General features: G+C 37.2%; 16 protein-coding genes. 9 read left to right on the top strand and 7 right to left on the bottom strand.

The features are described from left to right. Positions 1–15 precede the first annotated feature (15 nt). Complete coding sequence (locus A3GQ_RS0118815; protein ID WP_051272073.1) at positions 16–939, top strand: mechanosensitive ion channel family protein; 924 nt, start codon at positions 16–18, stop codon at positions 937–939. Positions 940–955: 16 nt separating this feature from the next. On the opposite strand, the gene A3GQ_RS0118810 is transcribed toward A3GQ_RS0118815, so the two are convergent. From A3GQ_RS0118810 to A3GQ_RS0118800, 3 genes are all read right to left on the bottom strand, one after another. Next, positions 956–1282 (bottom strand): hypothetical protein, encoded by a 327-nt coding sequence (locus A3GQ_RS0118810; RefSeq protein ID WP_028778385.1) that lies wholly within the window; start codon positions 1280–1282, stop codon positions 956–958. Between the two features lie 282 nt (positions 1283–1564). Next, positions 1565–1951 carry a hypothetical protein gene (locus A3GQ_RS0118805; RefSeq protein WP_028778384.1) on the bottom strand — a complete coding sequence of 129 codons (387 nt, stop codon included), beginning with the start codon at positions 1949–1951 and terminating at the stop codon, positions 1565–1567. Between the two features lie 293 nt (positions 1952–2244). Beyond that, positions 2245–2778 carry a DUF4309 domain-containing protein gene (locus A3GQ_RS0118800; protein ID WP_028778383.1) on the bottom strand — a complete coding sequence of 178 codons (534 nt, stop codon included), beginning with the start codon at positions 2776–2778 and terminating at the stop codon, positions 2245–2247. Positions 2779–3046: 268 nt separating this feature from the next. On the opposite strand from A3GQ_RS0118800, the gene argC reads away from it, so the two are divergent. The 7 genes from argC to A3GQ_RS0118765 all read left to right on the top strand — a co-directional run bounded on the left by argC (position 3047) and on the right by A3GQ_RS0118765 (position 10722). Continuing rightward, positions 3047–4075, top strand: coding sequence for an N-acetyl-gamma-glutamyl-phosphate reductase (gene argC / locus A3GQ_RS0118795; protein ID WP_028778382.1), 1029 nt, complete (start codon positions 3047–3049; stop codon positions 4073–4075). Positions 4076–4155: 80 nt separating this feature from the next. Then, positions 4156–5388, top strand: a complete 1233-nt coding sequence (gene argJ, locus A3GQ_RS0118790; RefSeq protein WP_028778381.1) for a bifunctional glutamate N-acetyltransferase/amino-acid acetyltransferase ArgJ — start codon at positions 4156–4158, stop codon at positions 5386–5388. A 15-nt stretch (positions 5389–5403) separates the two neighbouring features. Continuing rightward, entirely contained in the window at positions 5404–6204 is an 801-nt protein-coding gene (argB, locus tag A3GQ_RS0118785; protein WP_037465516.1) for an acetylglutamate kinase, read from the top strand. Further along, on the top strand, positions 6188–7342 hold the full coding sequence (locus A3GQ_RS0118780; RefSeq protein ID WP_028778379.1) for an acetylornithine transaminase: 1155 nt from the start codon (positions 6188–6190) through the stop codon (positions 7340–7342). The genes argB and A3GQ_RS0118780 overlap by 17 nt, the downstream gene beginning before the upstream one ends. A 218-nt stretch (positions 7343–7560) precedes the next feature. Continuing rightward, positions 7561–9240, top strand: a complete 1680-nt coding sequence (locus tag A3GQ_RS24960; protein ID WP_051272070.1) for a hypothetical protein — start codon at positions 7561–7563, stop codon at positions 9238–9240. Positions 9241–9578: 338 nt separating this feature from the next. Beyond that, on the top strand, positions 9579–9998 hold the full coding sequence (locus tag A3GQ_RS0118770; RefSeq protein WP_037465515.1) for a VOC family protein: 420 nt from the start codon (positions 9579–9581) through the stop codon (positions 9996–9998). A gap of 139 nt (positions 9999–10137) precedes the next feature. Beyond that, entirely contained in the window at positions 10138–10722 is a 585-nt protein-coding gene (locus tag A3GQ_RS0118765; RefSeq protein WP_028778377.1) for a YdeI/OmpD-associated family protein, read from the top strand. A gap of 110 nt (positions 10723–10832) precedes the next feature. Here A3GQ_RS0118765 and A3GQ_RS0118760 read toward each other — a convergent pair whose 3' ends face one another. From A3GQ_RS0118760 to A3GQ_RS0118745, 4 genes are all read right to left on the bottom strand, one after another. Next, entirely contained in the window at positions 10833–11207 is a 375-nt protein-coding gene (locus A3GQ_RS0118760) for a hypothetical protein (RefSeq protein WP_028778376.1), read from the bottom strand. 164 nt (positions 11208–11371) lie between these two features. Further along, entirely contained in the window at positions 11372–11527 is a 156-nt protein-coding gene (locus A3GQ_RS27340; protein WP_156877814.1) for a hypothetical protein, read from the bottom strand. Between the two features lie 90 nt (positions 11528–11617). Further along, complete coding sequence (locus A3GQ_RS24955; protein ID WP_051272069.1) at positions 11618–12232, bottom strand: 3D domain-containing protein; 615 nt, start codon at positions 12230–12232, stop codon at positions 11618–11620. A 67-nt stretch (positions 12233–12299) separates the two neighbouring features. Beyond that, positions 12300–13562, bottom strand: coding sequence for an O-antigen ligase family protein (locus A3GQ_RS0118745; RefSeq protein ID WP_028778375.1), 1263 nt, complete (start codon positions 13560–13562; stop codon positions 12300–12302). A 211-nt stretch (positions 13563–13773) separates the two neighbouring features. On the opposite strand from A3GQ_RS0118745, the gene A3GQ_RS26385 reads away from it, so the two are divergent. Then, positions 13774–13974, top strand: coding sequence for a YgaP family membrane protein (locus A3GQ_RS26385; RefSeq protein WP_169818311.1), 201 nt, complete (start codon positions 13774–13776; stop codon positions 13972–13974). Positions 13975–14401: the final 427 nt, after the last annotated feature.

Here is a 14401-nt window from a genome sequence, read left to right as displayed (position 1 = left end):
CGAGGTGAATATTTCATGACAATATCTTTAGCAGCTCCAGCGTCTTTAATGGACGTCATGGTACAAAATGCAAAAAACTTTTTTACAGCCATTGTGCAAGACCCTGTTTCAAATCTATTTCTTCCTATCTTAGAAATCGTCTTGGTTATTGTTCTCACCTATGTAGCTGTTCGAATTCTCGACCGTATAGTCGACCACACTTTTAAGTTGAGCAAAGTAGAAACAAATAAAGCAAATACACTCCGAACACTAATTAAATCAGTCGTCCATTACACACTTTATTTTATTGCTCTGCTCACTGTGCTTTCCAAATTTGGCATCAACCTCGGTCCTGTACTGGCTGGGGCAGGAATCTTAGGATTAGCAATCGGTTTTGGGGCACAGAGTTTAGTGAAAGATGTTATCACTGGATTCTTTTTGATTTTCGAACGGCAATTGGAAGTAGGTGACATCGTAGAAATTAATGGCTTAATTCGAGGAACAGTAGAAGAAGTCGGTCTAAGAATAACCAAAGTCCGAGAGTATAATCAACGACTCCACTATCTAGCGAATGGTACCATTACACAAGTCACCAACTACAATCGGGAAAAAATGCGTTCTATTGTCCCGATTACCGTTCCATATGAATCCAATCTCGATGTCGTTTCCAAGGCATTAGAAGAAGTAATCGCAAATATTGGAGTACGATTTAAAGATCACTTAGTAGAGCAACCGGAACTAGTCGGTGTAACCAATATAGATCAAACCGGCGTCCAATTTACGATTACCGCTCTCAGCGATCCTGACGAATATTGGAGTCTGGAAAGAGAAATGCGAAAAGAAAGTGTTCTGGTTCTTCGTCAGCACAATATAGAAATTGCATATCCTCGAAGCGTCCTATACAGTCCCGATCAAATAAACGAATTACAAACACAACAAAAAGTGACAGCAGGGAAATAATCCCACTGTCCTTTTTTTATATTGCAGTTTCCTTAAAATCAAACCTTTGTTCTGTCCCTAAATAAAAATAAAAATCGGCAAGTGAACTCTCCACTATCATTTGCATAAGCTGTTTACTTTCTGGTGTCGCCAAATCCTTATAGAGAGCAGATTCCGACTCAAATACGGTTTCAATTATGATTTGGACATCTGTTGTATTTGTCTCATCTTGATTTACAGTAGTTACATTAGTACAAATAACTTCAGGTCTACTATGAACTTTCGGAAACAATATATCTATATAAAATTTCTCGAAGTCCGCAAAATTCTTAATATTATAGAAAAATACGATGGCTTTATTCATTATTGTTCCTTCTCTCCACTACATTGAAAATACCAAAACCTTTACACCAAACATCCATACCATCAATTCTATGCTCTTAAATCTCTTTATAAAGGAATTTCTCAAGAGCGGATTCATTTCTATTTGAACATTGTAAATCTAACTGATTATCTGCTTTTTGATAAAATAGGCTGGCATAATCTATGTAATTTTTATGTATTCCAATTACCAGTTACTTTTCAAATACGTTTGGAAAAGCTATTACAACCATATTTTTTGTTAGCCAACAAAACAACAAATAATTCAAGTAGATGTTTCCTTGCTTTTCTGTTCCCAAATAGGTCTATCAAGAAATCGTCCTGAATGATTTTTATCAAATCTTTGCTCATTACCCATGAAATATAAAAATTCACCGTTTGAGAAACCTTTTAGTAACTCTAGGAGCTCTTGACCATCTGATGTATTCCCTACTTTACTTAACGAATCCCTAGATTCGAAATGGAGTTCCAATATATATTGAAGATCATGAAGGTCAGTATGTACCCATTCGCTTATTTGCTGTACACGAGTTATATTTGTGCCAATAATCCCATTCACTTTCTTCGCTTGTGGAAAAATAACTTCTAAATAAAATTTGCGAAAATCATTTAGATCCTCTAAATTTTTATAAATAACAACTATTTTAAACATTTTACTTTCCTTTCTGTTGCGTTTGGTTCTCAAAATGATAGATGCTACTTTTTGAATAAAAAAATCTCAGTAAGCATATTATATCAAATTGTTAGTAGTTTTCATTTTATTCATACTATATTTTTAGTTCAATTCAGAACAAAAATCAAATATCTTAAGACTTATCTAAAATAAAAGAGACAGCAGGATCTAATCCCACTGTCACCATTTCACTTTTTACTAGTTTCATTTCGTTTTATTACTTAAAAATAAAGAAATGTATTTTTTTCTTCAAAAACATATCATAAAATTATTTATTTTTCAGATCGAACAAACAACCAAGTAATGGTATCTGTTTTTTTATAACCATCAAAAATCAGCAATAGATTATATTTCCCTGTTTGATATGTCACAAAGCGCCTTCCTTCATTTGTCTTATTTGTTAATGGTTTTCCGGCAGTTTTTAAGACTTCCTCATACGTTATTTCCTCTAATCTCTTATCTGATGAATTGACCCAATTTTTCACATATCCATTCTCGATAGCAAATTCTGTTTGCTTTTTTTCGGCATACGATAAGAAATACTCATTCGAACTGGTTGGTTCCCCCCACTTTTTTCGAATATCAACTTCATGAGAACCAATGCCGAATTCTTCACTATTGATCGTTTTTCCTTTTGAAGATAAATACATTATCTTTTTAATCAGTTGTTCATGCTTTACATCGTTTACCACATGTACCCTTTCAGGTTCCTTTTCAGCATAAATAGCTGGAATACTGATAGAACCAGTAAATAATGAACCTACGACTAGGGTTGTAGCAATCATTGTTTTTGTGGTTTTATTCATTTTTATTTCCTCTTTTCTTTTGTTTTTGATCTTTCCTAGATTAGATATGGTTCAACAAGAAATAGTTTGGATAATTCAAATAAATTTATGACGAAATAAAAAACATTTGATCCTTACGATTTAACATGCTAGGCTCTCTCGGCCTCAAATAAACCTTACTTTTATAAAACCCACTGAAATAAATCAGGAGGATGTGATGCAAAAAATATTGAATAAATATTAATATAAATGTATAATTATGCAAACGAATGAACAAGGAGTGAATATTTTGAAAGTAGCAGTTGTAGGTGCTTCCGGGTATGGGGGAGTAGAGCTCATCCGACTAATTGAGCAGCACCCACACTTTCAGCTAGATGCTGTCTTCTCTTCTACTAAATCTGGTGAATCGATCCGTTCTATCTATCCACACCTCCATTCATCACTTGTTTTAGAAGAGATGAGTGTGGATCGAATGACCAATGGAATAGAGATAATCTTTTTTGCTACTCCTCCTGGTGTTAGTAGTAAGTGGGTTCCCACTCTTCTTGAAAGAGGGAAATGTGTGATAGATCTTTCAGGAGATTTTCGTTTAACTGTTCCTGAAACATATGAAAAATGGTATCAAAAACAAGCTCCGCCAACGAATTATCTCCAGCAAGCAGTTTACGGATTAAGTGAATGGTTTCAAAAAGAAATTGCACAAGCATCCCTTATATCTAATCCAGGATGTTATCCTACAGCTGCTTTGCTCTCACTTGCTCCGCTTCTTCAAGAAAAAATAATAGACCCTACTTCCGTTATTATCGACGCAAAGTCTGGAACAACAGGAGCAGGACGTGGAACAAAACCAAGCCTGTTATTTAGTGAGGTAAATGAAAATATTCGTCCTTACAAAGTAGATGGACACCAACATATTCCTGAAATCGAGCAATGGAGTAGTCATTTTGCACAAACAGAAATAAAAGTGAGTTTTATTCCACAGCTAATCCCAATGAACAGAGGAATTCTCGTAACCATCTATGCGGAAAATATGAATAATTATACGAAGGTAGATTTATATAACCTTTACCAATCCATTTATGGAAAATCTCCCTTTGTTCGAATCAAGGGACAGACATGGCCTGAGACCAAATTTGTTCAAGGTAGTAATCATTGTGATATTGGTTTTCATGTTGATGAGCGAACAGGACGAATTATTTTACTAGCTGTGATTGACAATTTGATGAAAGGAGCTGCTGGACAAGCAATACAAAATGCTAACATTCGTTTTGGTTTACCAGAAACTACTGGACTTTTACTCTCACCACTTTTCCCCTAAATCTTTACTTTAAGGAAATGTACATGTCTTACTTACGAATGTCAGGCAATTTTTATTAAAAAAAGAGGAGAGATCTAGAAATGAGTCTAACTACCCCTGTCTCGCTATTTCAAGTGAATGAACAAGCAAGTATCACATCTCCAAAAGGCTTTATTTCAACAGGTATTCACGCTGGTATGAAAAAACGAAAATTGGATTTAGGGGCTATCATTTGCTCTGTTCCAGCTACAGTAGCAGCAGTATACACAACCAATGCGTTTCAAGCTGCTCCACTTCAAATAACTCAAGAAAATATCGGTGTAGAAGGAAAACTAAGAGCAATTGTTGTGAATAGCGGTAATGCGAATGCATGTACTGGCGAACGAGGGATTAAGGATGCGAAAAATACCGTAAAACAAACTGCTGAAATGCTTCAGATACCTGTTCATCAAGTTGGATTAGCTTCCACAGGGGTTATTGGACAATTTCTACCTATGGAGAAACTACTCTCTGGTCTTGAACAAGTCCTGTCCACAGCAAACAAAGCAGGCGGTGAATCATTTGCCAAATCTATTTTAACTACAGATACTTCAACCAAAAAAGTACAAGTAACGATGAACATTGATGGAAAGAAAATCACGATAGCAGGAGTTGCAAAAGGATCAGGCATGATTCATCCCAATATGGCTACTATGCTGGGTTTTATCACTACCGATGCAGAAATTCACCCTTATCATCTACAGAGTTTGCTATGGCAAGCAACAGATAAAACATTCAATATGATCACAGTTGATGGCGATTGTAGTACAAATGACACTGTCACAGTAATGGCCAGTGGCCTAGCTGAAAATTCTCCTCTCCATCCAAATCATCCCGATTGGGCAGCATTTCAAGCTGGATTTACTTTTGTATGTCAGGAATTAGCCAAAAAAATTGCAAATGATGGCGAAGGTGCTACTCGTTTAATCGAAGTACAAGTTACTGGTGCATCTAATATCGACATGGCAAGAAAAGTAGCAAAAGCAATTGTTGGCTCAAACCTTGTCAAATCAGCAGTTTTTGGTGCAGATGCAAATTGGGGCCGTATCTTATGCGCAGCAGGTTATGGTGAACCCCTTATTGACACAGACCAAATAGAAATAAAATTAGGTCCTATTTTAGTAGTAAACAAAGGACTTCCAGTTGATTTTGATGAGACAAAAGCAAAAGAAGTATTAAAACAGAATAAAGTAGATATTTTCGTTGATCTTCATCAAGGAGAACATCTTGCAACTGCTTGGGGCTGTGATCTAACTTATGACTATGTGAAGATCAATGCCAGTTATCGAACATAAGGGAGGAGGATAAAGATGGATACGATCGTGATCAAATTGGGAGGTAGTGTTTTACATCACTTGGATTCAAGTTTCTTTACCCAATGCGCACAACTCAAAAAACAAGGAAAGTCTATTATTTTGGTACATGGAGGCGGTCATCTGGTTTCTGAGTGGACACAAAAAACAGGAAAAGACACCGCATTCGTGAATGGTTATCGTATAACGGATGAGACTACGCTCACGATTGCAGAAATGGTACTAGCAGGTACTGTAAATAAACAAATCGTAAGCAAGCTTGCCACTGCTAATTTACAATCGATTGGATTAAGTGGTATTGATCTGCAACTCATACAGGCAAAACAACGTGATCCCCAGTTAGGATATGCAGGAGAAGTAACAAGTATAAACACAACTGTACTCCATACCTTCTTACAGCTAGAATGGATACCCGTTATTGCCTCATTAGGTGTTGGAATAGATGGATCTCATTATAATATCAATGCTGATGAAATTGCCTCTGCTATTGCACAAGCAATACATGCAACTCAGCTGATTTTAGTAAGTGATGTAGATGGAATATGTATTGGAGATGGTTCAGAAAGAAAACTGCTAAAACAAGCAACTCCCCAATTAATTGAAGATTATATCAAATCTGAAGAGATTACAGGCGGGATGATTCCCAAAGCTCGCTCGGGCATAGAAGCATTACATGCAGTGGATGAAGTATGGATTGTAAACGGCTCCAACCCGCTCGACCTATGTTCAAATACCGTACAAACATTTGCCGGCACACGCTTGATTCGGGAGGTATCCAGACATGTCACTCTTTCCTAATTATATAAGACAAGAAGTTGCCTTTCAAAAAGGAGAGAAAGCAACTTTATGGGATACCGCAGGTAAAACATATCTTGATTTTTCTTCAGGTATCGGTGTTACCAATTTCGGTCACAACCATCCCAAAATTACAAATGCACTTACGAAACAAGCAGAGGAATTGTGGCATACATCGAACTTGTTTACAAATCCACTTCAACAAGAGGTAGCTGATCTACTCTGTGAACAAAGTGGCTTGGAAGCAGTATTTTTTTGCAATAGTGGAGCAGAGGCAAATGAAGCTGCGATCAAACTGGCTCGCAAATGGGCAAAAGAAGTAAAAGAAGTTTCCAATCCAGAGATTATCTGCTCCGAAGGGTCTTTTCACGGAAGAACATTGGCCACACTCACTGCCACAGGTCAGCACAAAGTAAAAATCGGATTTGATCCACTTCCCAAAGGATTTGTACATGTTCCTTTTCAAGACCTTCATGCGATAAAACAAGTCACCAATTCGCAAACGGCTGCGGTTCTTTTAGAGCTTGTACAAGGAGAAGGAGGTATCTACCCCGCTTCTAAGCCATTTGTGCAAGAGTTGGCTCAATGGTGCCAAGAAAAAAATATTTTACTGATGATCGACGAAATCCAAACAGGTATCGGAAGAACTGGGGAAAAATTTGCTCATCAACATTATTCGATTCAACCTGATGTGATCACTTTGGCCAAAGGATTGGGCAATGGTTTTCCTGTAGGAGCAATAGTAGCAAAAGAAGATTTAAAATCTATATTAGGTCCTGGTACACATGGTACCACTTTTGGCGGAAACTTATTGTCCATGTCTGTTGCAAAGGCAGTATTATATGAACTGAACAATCCACAATTGCTTCTAGATGTAAAGGCAAAAGGAAATTATCTTATGAACCGCTTAAAAGAAGAGTTGGCACAGTGTTCTGAGGTAGAAGAAATAAGAGGAATTGGTCTCATGGTAGGAATCCAGCTTTCCAAGCCTGTACAACCCCATATCAAGCAATTGTTAGATCAAGGTCTCGTTACCCTCCCGGCAGGGGAAAAAGTTTTGCGTCTCTTACCGCCACTAGTCATCACATATGATGAAATAGAAGAGGCAGTACTCCGCATAAAAAAAGCCATCTCAAAATAGAAAAATCAACTACCTCTATAGGAATGAACATAAAAGAAAATGATTATAAATCACTCCAAGATTGGTACAAATCCCATTTAGAACCTACTGAATGGGATAATTTTTTGTTTGTATCGTCTAGGAAGGTATTTGAAAAGAGATCCAAAAACACTTCTAAATGAATAGAAAAATGCTAATATATAGTATGTAATTATTTATCACATTGAAGGTGATGGAGCATGACTTGGTTGCTGATTATCTTTTTACCACTGTTTTTTGTAAATTGGTTTTCGCTCTTTTCTTATTTTCGTACAATTAGGACGATAATATTTCAAATTATCCGATATGTCCTTGGTCTGTTTTACGCATGGATGGTTTATTATGTATACCTTGCAGATATTACATGGAGTGCGTCATTTTCCTATTTTACCTGGATTGTATGTTTGCTGTGGATCTTTGATGCTGTTTATTATTATTGGGAGGAAAGTGAACTTAGCCGAGTTCAAATAACATTTCTGATCGTAAGCAGTGTAGGTTTTGTTGCTTATCTATATTTAGCAATGTTTTATCCTTATACTCTTTCGAAAGAAAAATATGGAGTAGCTGCCGGAATATCGATTAAAACAAATATCCAACCTACCAATGAACAGCATATTCCAGTAGTTCCATGGGAGTATGCCTATTACAAAATGGAGAAAATATTAGGAAAAGTAAAAGATTATTCGTATTATGACATTGGAACGATTACGATACAGAAAATAAAAGGAAAGTTGGTTTGGGTAGCACCAATTGAATACAAAGGATTTTTTAAATGGCGTAACGCGAAACAAGTACCTGGATATATAACGATGGATGCGGAAGATCAACGAGCAGAAGCAAAATTTATTCCATCCCCTATGAAGTATGTTCCCAGTGGTTACTTCGGAGAAAATGCATTTCGCCTAGCTCGCAATAAATACCCTTCCTTAGTGCTCTTAGAAGCTTCCTTTGAACCAGATGAAGCAGGTAAACCAGTGTATGTGATTACTTATGGCCGATACCAAAAATATCGGCATGTCACAGAGGTACAAGGAGCTATCTTGCTTGATCCTGTTACAGGGAAAATGAAAAAGTATACGTTGAATCAAGTCCCTGCTTTTGTGGATCAAGTGATTCCTTCTGATATCGCTTTGGAGCGGAATGAATGGTTTGGTTCCCTAAAACACGGATTTTGGAATTCCATCCTTGGAAAACAGGATGTCCATACTCCTACCTCATGGGGTTCCAACCAGGAGATGATCGCTGTTTTTGACCAACATACCAACATGTATTGGGCAACCGATCATACAAGATCAGAATCAGGTGCAGGATCGATGGTTGGGTATTCCATGTTAAACACAAGAACAGGTAAATTGTTATATTATGAAGGTGCCAATAGTTTACTAAACGGAACCGCAGCGCTGAATGTAGCAGAAAAATCGTTTAAAGAAAAAGAGTGGCACGGATCTAGTCCTGCCCTGTACTATATATTTGGTCAGTATACATGGGTGATTCCACTTTTGGACAAAAACTATGTATTACGTAAGATTGCACTCGTGAATGCTCGTGATGAGAAAGTAGTAGGTTTTGGAGATAACAAACAAGATGCTTTTAACCAGTATAAGTATGCTATCTCTTCTGATCTTGGCAGTGATCCCACCAAACCAGGATCTAAAGCAACGATGACGGAGAAGAGGAGTAAAATAAAAGCAGTCTACAAAACTAGTACACAAGTCCAATTTTTATTAGAAGGCGAAGATCATATTTTTGCTGTAGAGGTAAATAATAATCCATATGCTGTTTTTCTAGAAGTTGGCCAAAAGGTAAAGATCCAATATATTGAAACAAATCAGACGATTGTTCCAGTAAAAAGCATATTGAATCAAACGTTAGGAAAATAATCAGCATAAATCCAAATAAATCCCATTCAGGACTGTACGGAATGGGATAATTTTATATGAGAGGGAAAGATCACCCCTTCCTCGCCTGACACACTCTCTCCTCCCCATAGCTGAATCTAGGGGTTTTCCCACTCGCAAAGATATAAACTTATATAGAAAAACAGAAAAATGCAGATCAAATCAAAAACTGTATATCTTTTAAATTGTTTAAAGCTCTCCTGCCAGTAGGTGTCAGGGGAGTTTTGTTATGATTTAAAAGAAGGTTCGTTATGAAAAGATCAATGGTAATTATCCAAAGAATAATAAAATGAAAGTGATACTTAAGGAGGAAACATATTGTGGATAACACTAACACACAAGTATTGAAAGGAATTACCACCGTCAGTTTTTGGGCAGATGATCTAGAGGCAGCAAAGAAATGGTATACCGAGTTTTTGGGGATTGCTCCATATTTTGAACGCCTAGGATATGCGGAGTTTCGCCTCGGTGACTACCAACATGAGCTGGGCCTGATTGATAGTCGCTATGCACCTAGTGATTCGGTTACTGGCCCAAATGGCGCTATCATTTATTGGCATGTTGACGACGTAACAGCAACTTTCGAGAAGCTGTTGACGATGGGCGCAAAAGAATACGAAGTACCCACAAAGCGTGGCGAAGGGTTTATTACCTCTTCGGTCGTTGATCCCTTTGGGAACATTCTAGGTATTATGTACAACGCTCACTACTTGGATGTTCTCGGATCTAGAAAAGCGTAAACCAAAAGAACAAGACTCTCACAAGTTTTTGCAAGTATTGTTGAAAGCTCCTATCCCTCAGATCGGAGCTATCCACCTGCTTATCGGTTACAATACTTCTCATCTTATAATTCTTCCTAGAAAGTTATGGTGATTCTTAATGGGAAATTCCAATAATCTAGCGTTCCTTGATTTTCCTAATGCTGTTGAGTGGGAATCATGGTTGACGAATCATTTAGACCAGAAAAATGGTGTGTGGTTGAGAATAGCTAAAAAAAATTCAGATAAAGTGTCTATCACCATCACGGAAGCGCTCGATGTCGCACTATGTTACGGCTGGATTGATAGTACTCGTAAGTCCTATGACCATACACATTACTTACAGCGGTATTCACCTAGGCGGCCTAAGAGCCCTTGGTCCATTATCAACGTGTGGAAAGCAGAGGTATTAATTGCAGCTGGACGTATGCAGGCTCCTGGCTTTGCTGAAATTCATACTGCACAGAACGATGGACGATGGAAATTAGCCTATGAATCGCAAAAAAATGCTAGTGTCCCACCGGATCTCGCAGCAATGCTTGGGCAACATGAACAGGCCAAGCAAGCTTTCGATCAGCTTGATAAAAGCAGCCAATATGCTGTAATGCTGCCTCTTCTAAAAGCAACGACAGCGAAAAACAGAGCTGTCCAGCTACAAAAAGTAATTGTGAAACTAGAAGCAGGGACAACCTCCAAAACCTTTTGAAGAGTTTTAAATTTCATTGGTTAAACCGTACTTCTAAGATGATTATATACTTGCTACCCAAACGAATCCCCTACGATTCTGGAAACCTTAAATCACTTATCCTATCCTCCTTAAAGCCCTAACAATTTCAAATCAATAGCATCTTTTGTAGCGCTAATTGCTGCACACACAGCAGAAAAAGCTTGTAATTCTGGTAAACAATTACTCAGAAAATCTCTGGACTTTTGCAGTTTAGATTTCGATATGTTCTGATTTTGAATTTCTTCCATAACTGGTTCTATTTGCGATTCGATACTATGTTTAACAATAGACCCTACTTCTTTCTCTTGATCCAGAGTATGAAGTAAATGCTGTAAAGAATCGAGCAGTTTATCATTGTCTTTATTTTGTTTGTTAATAGTGTAATTTGCATTTATTGTTCCAGAGCCATGGTTAATATTTACTTGTCCCTTATTCACATTGTAAACGTGATCACTTTTTTTCATCTACACCCAATCTTTCCAAATATAAACATATACTGCAATTATAACATTATCATTTAGAATAAATAATATATTAAGATTACAATCAGATTTCATAGACAAAAATTAACCTTATCCAAAAAAAGAACCCCTTAATTAGGAGTTCTTTATCAATACTCGTATATTTTCTATACCAAATAACCCTCTACTCCAACAGCAACTACAGCCGCAATCGCTACGGAAACAACAATCCAACCTACCATTTTACCAAGATCACGCTTTAGTACACCCATTTCATCTACTGTTGCAACTCTTGGCTCACTTGCTTTTTTCTTTTTCGCCATTCTCGCATACCTCACATTTCATACTAGTAGTATTAGCTTACCATCTCTTTCTCATAAAAAAAACCACTTAAAAAGTGGCTCTTTTTACCGCTAGTTGACAAGTTCTACCTTTATCCCACGTTTGACTCCAAATATTTGTGCTGTTTGTAGGTCTGAAATATAAACATCGATTCTTTTGCCTTTAATCGCTCCTCCTACATCTTGAGCGATCCGATAGCCAATGCCTTCAATATAAATCCGCGAACCGATAGGAATGACTTTTGGATCTACAGCCACGGTCACCCCATCCTGAACTGGTGCACCGCTTGATGTAATACCATAATAAGGATGATTGGGTTTCTTACCTGTGGATTCATATCCAGCGGTATAGGCTGTCAGTGTAAAATCCCCTAACTCTTTCCCTCTCGAAAATACAGTAGTATCTTCTAATATTTCTTTATCTACATCTGTATTCACCTTTACTACAGATTTTTCACCGGGTATTTGAATTTGTTGTCCGACTCGAATCAACGATGGATTGGCGATATGATTTGTTGCAGCTAATTGTTCCACTGTCGTGTTATATTTTTTAGCCAAATGATATAGTGTATCGCCAGGTTGTATTTTTACATAGTTAGTCGTTTCTTTTTCTGCTGAACTCATGTTTCCAAAAGTACTCATCAATGCTACCACTAAGACAAGAATTATGAACATGTTTTTAGGCATAAAAATCCCCTTCCCAAAAAATCTCTTTCCATCATTCTCTGGGAATAGGGGATTTATACCTGTGAAATTATTTTGTCGTTACTGCCAGCTTATCCTCTTGATCTACCACTTTGGGAATTACTTTCGCTTCACTCCACTCTGGTCTCGTCAAGCACCGACGCTCGTATTGCGTGTGGATGACAATCATGCTCAGGAAAAACAACACACCAACTTGAGGAGAAAGGATCGGGTAATCATACATCCCATGTCCTAACAAAGCAACTGTTTGGGAAAGAAGCATACCAGCTAATCGTTTTTCCTCTTTTAAATTTGCCGTTTTTCTCCATCTTCTAGCTCGTTGAATCGTCACAAAGATCAGGGCTAGGAATGCAAGTAATGCAAAAACACCAAATTCCGAAGCAATCCCTAAAAAAATATTGTGTGCATGAACAATGGGCTTGCCCGTCTTCAGCTCAAAAATTTGTCCAAAATGAAGGGGCAAAACACCGAATCCCCAGTGCTCTTTAAATATTTCAATGGATGTTAACCAAACTCCCAATCTTTCCCGAACTGTACTAATGATGGTTTCTTGTCTTGGTATTAATTCCGGAAAAAATGTCACCATCGCAACCAAACTCAAAAAGATTCCTACTGTCCATCTTCTTGCACCAGTCATCCAAATTTGCACTACAAGACCAACAACTAATCCTACCCAAGCTCCTCTTGAACCTGTGAGCCAGATCGAATAGCAAAACAAAAAGAACATCGCGAAGCTCGCAATTTTTTGCCATTTGAACTTCAGAACAGAAGAAGCATATATACTAATGAGTGCCAAACAAATTAACAATGCAGCCGTAAGATTTGAATTTCCTGCCGTACCAAAACTACGAACAGACTCCGTTTGGAAACGATATTCTTTATAAAATTGCATAAGTGCGCCGATAGGGGAATTGATTAACCATGGCCAATCTACTTGCTGTATAAGACAAATAAGCGCTAAATAGATGCCACCTATCCAAAATGAAAGATAAAGCCTTTGTACGTCCAACCAGTGGAAATCAAGGGCATTTCGAAACCACACAGCCAAAAGGTAATACAACCCAAAGCATAGCGATACGACTACCACAATGGGTATCCCGTTAAACCATGATGGTTCCACTAACCAACTAATACAAGAAATTACGATTAGAAAAAGAAAAAAACTTTCTGGCCAAGCCTTCAATCTCCAGTGCGTTCGATAAAAGGTTATGGTTACAATTGCTATTACCAATAAAACCACTGGTGGGAAAAAAGGCGAGAGTAAGATCGACAAATATAACAACTCAATAAGTCGTTTATGTAAATGTTTCAAGGGGAACTCTCCCTATAATGCTTAGTTTCTGGTTTTACGCTCGAATCATTTTATCAAAGATATGACAGTTTGTCGAAGATTGCACAGGAAAGTTGGAAAAACAAAATGGGATCTTTAAAGATTTTTTTGCTTTACCAAGAGTTAACTTACATATCCGATTGTACTTTTTGTCCAAACTAAGGAGGCAATCCAATCAGGGAGGATGAAATCCATGAAACGAAACTTAAACAACATCGAAGCAATTTTACGTATCACTTGTGGCTTAACTGGTTTAGCTTGGAGTACGGGGAGATTGAGCAAAAGATGCTGGTCACCCTTTTCACTTATGATCGCAATGATGTCTGCAATGAAAGTTGCTGAAGGAATAACAAAATTTTGCCCTCTAAAAGCGTTGTATAATGAGTCAAAATAAGCTAACATAAATACATCTTTTTATGACGATAAAAAGATACTCTTCTTTTTGCTACTGTCTCATTTATACGGAGTCATGAAAAACCTTAATCTAACTAACTTACTCAAACTTTTTGTAAGCGATTGCATATAAATATTTAGTGCAAATCTTGTTGTTTTTCGTTTCTTCTTTTTTGCGTGGAAGAAACGAAAAACGAAATTCATAAATATTTAATAATATTTTAGGCTTGCCAATTTTTTGGGGATATGCTATAACCTAAATAGGAACAAACATTCCCTGATTGTCTTTTCTCAATAAAAACTATTCAATTCTAAAACTTTATCTATTGCTTGTTTTCTGAGTTTTTTGTATAATAGTTTTCAAGATAGTAGGAGATCTGTCTAATTAGTTGGAAATTAATCGAACGATCGGTTAAATCAAAAATTTT

The sequence above is a fragment of the Shimazuella kribbensis DSM 45090 genome (assembly GCF_000428065.1).
Taxonomy (GTDB): domain Bacteria; phylum Bacillota; class Bacilli; order Thermoactinomycetales; family Thermoactinomycetaceae; genus Shimazuella; species Shimazuella kribbensis.
Note: the sequence above shows the minus strand (reverse complement) of the source record. Positions and strands in the feature narration are given on the sequence as shown.

Excerpts from the sequence above, each read along its gene's own strand:
- A3GQ_RS0118815 (WP_051272073.1), top strand. The coding sequence starts at position 16 with ATGACAATATCTTTAGCAGCTCCAGCGTCTTTAATGGACGTCATGGTA.
- A3GQ_RS0118810 (WP_028778385.1), bottom strand. The coding sequence starts at position 1,282 with ATGAATAAAGCCATCGTATTTTTCTATAATATTAAGAATTTTGCGGAC.
- A3GQ_RS0118805 (WP_028778384.1), bottom strand. The coding sequence starts at position 1,951 with ATGTTTAAAATAGTTGTTATTTATAAAAATTTAGAGGATCTAAATGAT.
- A3GQ_RS0118800 (WP_028778383.1), bottom strand. The coding sequence starts at position 2,778 with ATGAATAAAACCACAAAAACAATGATTGCTACAACCCTAGTCGTAGGT.
- argJ (WP_028778381.1), top strand. The coding sequence starts at position 4,156 with ATGAGTCTAACTACCCCTGTCTCGCTATTTCAAGTGAATGAACAAGCA.
- argB (WP_037465516.1), top strand. The coding sequence starts at position 5,404 with ATGGATACGATCGTGATCAAATTGGGAGGTAGTGTTTTACATCACTTG.
- A3GQ_RS0118780 (WP_028778379.1), top strand. The coding sequence starts at position 6,188 with ATGTCACTCTTTCCTAATTATATAAGACAAGAAGTTGCCTTTCAAAAA.
- A3GQ_RS24960 (WP_051272070.1), top strand. The coding sequence starts at position 7,561 with ATGACTTGGTTGCTGATTATCTTTTTACCACTGTTTTTTGTAAATTGG.
- A3GQ_RS0118765 (WP_028778377.1), top strand. The coding sequence starts at position 10,138 with ATGGGAAATTCCAATAATCTAGCGTTCCTTGATTTTCCTAATGCTGTT.
- A3GQ_RS0118760 (WP_028778376.1), bottom strand. The coding sequence starts at position 11,207 with ATGAAAAAAAGTGATCACGTTTACAATGTGAATAAGGGACAAGTAAAT.
- A3GQ_RS27340 (WP_156877814.1), bottom strand. The coding sequence starts at position 11,527 with ATGGCGAAAAAGAAAAAAGCAAGTGAGCCAAGAGTTGCAACAGTAGAT.
- A3GQ_RS24955 (WP_051272069.1), bottom strand. The coding sequence starts at position 12,232 with ATGCCTAAAAACATGTTCATAATTCTTGTCTTAGTGGTAGCATTGATG.
- A3GQ_RS26385 (WP_169818311.1), top strand. The coding sequence starts at position 13,774 with ATGAAACGAAACTTAAACAACATCGAAGCAATTTTACGTATCACTTGT.